Origin of the sequence: Arenimonas sp., assembly GCF_019459675.1 — a bacterium.
In the GTDB taxonomy this organism is placed as follows: Bacteria; Pseudomonadota; Gammaproteobacteria; order Xanthomonadales; family Xanthomonadaceae; genus Arenimonas.
On sequence record NZ_JAIBFH010000300.1, the window covers coordinates 1 to 4887 of the forward strand.

The window sequence follows — 4887 nt, forward strand, 5'->3', positions numbered from 1 at the left end:
GTGCATGCGCCCGAAGCCGAACTGATCCTGGCACCCATGTCCGAATCAAGTCCCGTCACCCTTCGCTATCTGGTGCCCGAGGGCACCGAGGTCAAGCCGGGCGATTCGCTGGTGCGCATTGATCCCGGCGCGGCCCTGGCCCAGCAGCAAACGCTTGAAGTCCAGGTGGCGCAGGCCCGCGCCCGCATCGCCAAGGAGCTGGCGGAATTGGCCGTGACTGAACTCGACGCCCAGCTGGCGCTGGTGGACGCCGAGGCGGCGCTGGCCATTGCCAAGGTGGACGCCGCCATCCCGCCCGACTACATCGCCCGCATCGACGTTGACCGTTACGCCGGCGAACTGGCGCGGGCAACGCGCGAGTTCGCGCTCAAGCGCGAGGAATTGCGCGCCGCCCGCGACGCCATCAGCCGGCGCCGCGAAGACGGCGATCTGGAAATGGCGAAAATGCAGACCGACCTGGACTATGCCGCGTCGGTGATCGCCGTGGCCGAGCAGCGCGCCGAGGGCGCAGGCGTGGCCAGCATCAACTTCAATTCCAACACCGGCCAACGCTACGAAGAGGGCGGCACCGCGAACGCCGGCGAAGCCATCGGGCAGCTGGTGCGCTCGGGTGCGCTGGGCGTGCGCGCTTTCGCGCTCGAGCCCGATCGACGCGGCCTGGCCGTCGGCCAGGGCGTGCAGCTTAGCTTCGACGCCGTGCCCGGGTCTTTGCTGCAGGCCCGGATCGCCGCCGTGGGCGGCACCCCACAGGCGAAGGCGGAATGGGGCAGCGGTCGTTATTTCACGGTCGACATCGACCTGCCCGAAGGGCATGGCCTGCCGCTTCGGCCCGGCATGAGCGTGCGGGTGACGGCGCCTGCGCCGGGCGAAGGGGTTTCGCCATGATCCGCACTGCCGCGCTCGCCCTGGCCCTGGCGTGCGTCCCGGCCGCCGCCGATGTGCTGACGCTGGAGGGCGAGGTGGCCGCGCTCAGCAGCGCGCCCATCTCGCCGCCGTCGGTGCGCAACGCCTGGAGCTTCCAGATAACCCAGCTCGCCGCCGACGGCGCGCTGCTCAAGCAGGGTGAGCCTGCGGTCACGTTCGACGGCACCGACATCCAGCGCCAGCTGACCGATGCCCAGGGCTTGCTCAAGCAGAAAAAAAGCGAGGAGTCCAAGCTGCTGCTGGACCTGGCCGAGCGCGAGCGCACCGAACGCCTCGCCACCGCCGAGCAGGCCGCTACGCTGGACAAGGCCCGCCGCAAGGCCGACCAGCCGGCCGACATCATTCGTTCCGTGGACTACCGCAAGCTGGTCATCGAGCGTGAGCGGGCAACGCGGCGCGCCGTGCTGGTGCAGCAGCGGGAAGTGCTGGCGCGCCGACAGCGCGAGGCCGAACGCGCGCTCATCGCCGCCGAGGTGGCACAGGCCAGCAACGACGTGGACGAACTGACGCGGGCGCTGGGTTCGCTGTCCGTGCTGGCGCCGCGCGACGGCGTGCTGGTGGTGAAGAGCAACTGGCGCGGCGAACGCTACGAGGTCGGCGGCCAGGCATTCATGGGCCAGCGCGTGGCGGAGATGCCTGATCCGTCCACGCTGGTGGTGCGCGCCACGCTGGCCGAGCGCGACATGCTTCGTATCGCCGTGGGCCTGCCGGCGCGCGTGCAGGTGCAGGGCGGGGCGGGCCAGCGCCTGTCGGGCCGCGTGGCTGAAATGGGCCGGGCCGTGCGCAGCAAGTCGCGCCTGTCGCCGATGCCCGTGATGGACGTGCTGGTGCGTCTGGAGGGCGACACCACGGGCCTCAAGACCGGCATGCCCGTGTCCGTGCAGGTGGACGTGCCCGCGCTGCGCACGGCGGCCACGCCATGAGGCCGCTGGGCCTTTGCCTGCTGGCCGCGCTGCTGCTTGCGGGCTGCGGTGGCCAGGACGCCGGGACGGTGGCCAGCGAGGTCGTGTCGCCGGCGCCGGCCGAGTTCTGGGTTCGTGCGCAGGGTGAGCTCAAGGCGTCCAAGGCCACGCCGCTGCGGGTTCCGGGTCAGAATTACGCGCGGCGGCAGCTGGTGTGGATGCTGCCCGACGGTAGCCCGGTGAAGGCCGGCGACCTGGTGGCGCGCTTCGAGGCGGCGCAATCCAAGCTGCAGCTCGACAAGGCGCTGATCGACCTCCAGCGCAACGCACTGGCGCGTGCCAGCAAGGAAAGCGAGCTGGAAGTCGGGCTGGACCGGGTGGAAGTGGAGCTCGCCCAGGCCGAGTCCGCACTGGCCATCGCCCGCCGCTACGCCCGCGCCGATTTCGAGGCGCTGGCGCGCAACGAGGTGCTGGACGCGGTGGAGGACGAGCAGTTCCTCACCGAAAAGACCGGTGTGCTGCGCTGGCGCCAGGACCAGTCGGCCCAGCGCGGGGGCGCTGAAATCAACCTGCTGGGCGTACAGCGCAGCACGCTGGAGGCAGGTGCGGCGAACAAGCGCGGCGACCTGGACGCCCTGGAGCTGCGCGCCGCGCATGCCGGCATCTTCATGCTGGCCGTCGGCTGGAGCGGCGAACTGCCGCGCGTGGGTGAACAGATGTGGGCCAGCGCGGAGTTCGCCAACCTGCCGGACGTCGAGGCGCTGGAAGTCGAGCTGCGCCTGCCGCAGCAGGAGGCGCAGGGCCTGGCCCTGGGCCAGAAGGTCGAACTCACGCCGCAGGGTTATCCGGACCAGCAGGCCGTCGGCGAAGTCACCTGGATTGCGAGCGCGCCGCGCGCGGTGAGTCGACAGAATCCCGCCAAGTTCGTGTCGGCCAAGGTCAGCGTTCCCGCACAGGCGGCTAAAAAGCACGCCTGGGTCCCGGGCCAGGCGTTCACCGGACGCATCATCCTGCTGTCGGCCGCGCAGGCCATCACCGTCGCCAACGTGGCGCTGCTGGGCGAAGGCGAGCAGGCGTTCGTGACGGTCCTCGAACGCGTCGGGCCGGTGCGGCGGCCGGTGACGCTGGGCGTGCGCGGGCCCGCGCGCACCCAGGTGCTGTCTGGGCTTGAGGCCGGCGAGCGGGTGCTGCTGGCCCAGGAAGCGCCCGCGACCGGAGCGCCGCCATGATGCCCTGGCGTCACCTCACGGATCGCACGGCCTGGCGCGAGGCGTTCGAGGAGCTGGCGCGGCGGAAACTGCGCACCGGCCTGACCCTGCTGGGCCTGGTGTTCGGCGTCGGCTCCATCGTGGCCATGCAGGCGGTGGGCGAGGGCAGCCGGCGCGAGGCGCTGCGCCTGGTCGAGGGCCTGGGCCTCACCAACCTGGTGGTGGAAGCCAAGACCTTCGACGAAACCACGCTGCGCGAGCTGCGCGCCCGCAGCCAGGGCCTGACGCGTGCCGATGCCGAAGCCGCCCTTGACGTGGTGCCCGGCGCCCTGAAGATGGCCGCCGAGAAGCGCCTGCGCACCGACGCCGTGGCCAGCGACCACGCCACCAGCGACGCCCAGGCCAGCGCCATTTCGCCCAGCTTCTTCGAACTTGGTTCGCTGCGCATCGCCCAGGGCCGGGCGCTGACGCAGGCGGACGATGACGCGCTGGCGGCGGTGGCCGTGCTGGGCCACCAGGCCGCGCGCAGCCTGTTCCCTCAGGGTGACGCGGTGGGCCAGTACATCAAGGTCAACCATGCCTGGCTGGAAGTGGTGGGCGTGCTGGTTGACCGCGACCTCAGCGCCGACCTGTTCCAGGGCGTACCGCTGGGTCTGGAAAGCAACCGCGTGTTCGTGCCCTTGGCCTCGGGGCTGGCGCGCTTCCGGCGCCAGCCGATGGAAGACGAGGTTGACCGCGTGCTGGTGCGCGTTGATGCACCCGAGCGCATTGGCGAAGGCGCGCAGGTGCTGGCCGCGCTGCTGCGGCAGCGCCACGCCGACGTCGACGACTACAGCCTGGTGATTCCGGCGCAGCTGTTCGCCCAGCACCAGCAGACCCAGCGCATCTTCCGGGTGGTGATGAGCGCCATCGCCGGCGTGAGCCTGCTGGTGGGCGGCATCGGCATCATGAACATCATGCTGGCGAACGTGCTTGAGCGTCGGCGCGAAGTGGGCCTGCTGCGCGCCCTGGGCGCCCGCCGCGTGGACGTGGTGGCGCAGTTCCTGCGCGAGGCGGCGGTGATCTGCGTGGCCGGCGCGCTGCTGGGCGTCGCCTTCGGCGTGGCGCTGGCGTACGCCATCGCCGCGCGGGCGGGCGGGGACGTGGCGTGGGCACCGCTGCCCATTCTCGCGTCGGTGCTGCTGTGCACGACGGTAGGCTTGGCTTTTGGCGTGTACCCGGCCAAGCAGGCAGCCGATCTGGACCCCATCGCCTCACTGCGCACGGAGTAGGTGGCCCGGCGGCTAGCGCTCGACGATGCCCTTGCCATCCACCAGCCTGAATCGGAAGCGGTACGAGAGTTTCACCGCGACCTGCCGGGTTGCCACATCGTCGCCCGTGCAATCGTCGTTCTTGGTGGCGCCGACCGGGTAAGTGCAGACCGTCGCGGCCAGGAACTCCCAGCGCGCCACCGCTTTGCTGGCCGCCTCCAGGAATTCGGGCCGAGGGGGCTGCCCGCTGCTTGGGCAGTCCGGGCTGTCGAACACGGGTGCGCTTGAAGGCACCGCGCCGCCTTCGTCGATCACGATCGCCAGGCAGACCGTCTGGTCCGGCAGCCCGAGGTCAAGCAGGGCCTCCGGATACTCCGGCGGCGGATTGCGCAGCACTGGCGCGGGAAAAAGGAACTGCTGGTTTTCGGGCATGTCCACCGCGCCGGACAGGGGCGGAATGATCAGCCCGGAATCGACTTCAGCCACCAGGCGCTTGCCTGCGCAGCCTGCCGTAAGCGCAACGGACAGGCCGATGCCGAAGAAAAAGATGGCTCTCAATGGTTCCGGACTCCCTGCGTTGGGGGGGGGGGGGGGGGGGGGGGG

At 70.8% G+C, this 4887-nt stretch carries 5 protein-coding genes; 4 read left to right on the top strand and 1 reads right to left on the bottom strand.

Annotated elements, in window-relative coordinates; genetic code table 11:
- The 4 genes from K0M70_RS10190 to K0M70_RS10205 all read left to right on the top strand — a co-directional run.
- Positions 1–885, top strand: an 885-nt coding sequence (locus tag K0M70_RS10190; protein ID WP_290781763.1) for an HlyD family efflux transporter periplasmic adaptor subunit, incomplete at its 5' end; no start/stop codon positions are given.
- Entirely contained in the window at positions 882–1847 is a 966-nt protein-coding gene (locus K0M70_RS10195) for an HlyD family secretion protein (RefSeq protein ID WP_290781764.1), read from the top strand. The genes K0M70_RS10190 and K0M70_RS10195, both read left to right, overlap by 4 nt.
- Entirely contained in the window at positions 1844–3055 is a 1212-nt protein-coding gene (locus K0M70_RS10200; protein ID WP_290781765.1) for an HlyD family efflux transporter periplasmic adaptor subunit, read from the top strand. The genes K0M70_RS10195 and K0M70_RS10200 overlap by 4 nt, the downstream gene beginning before the upstream one ends.
- A complete protein-coding gene (locus tag K0M70_RS10205; protein ID WP_290781766.1) occupies positions 3052–4305 on the top strand; it encodes an ABC transporter permease in 1254 nt (417 codons plus the stop codon). The genes K0M70_RS10200 and K0M70_RS10205 overlap by 4 nt, the downstream gene beginning before the upstream one ends.
- A 12-nt stretch (positions 4306–4317) precedes the next feature.
- Here the strand turns inward: K0M70_RS10205 and K0M70_RS10210 are convergent, their stop codons facing one another.
- A complete protein-coding gene (locus K0M70_RS10210) occupies positions 4318–4770 on the bottom strand; it encodes a hypothetical protein (protein ID WP_290781767.1) in 453 nt (150 codons plus the stop codon).
- Between the last annotated feature and the right edge of the window lie 117 nt (positions 4771–4887).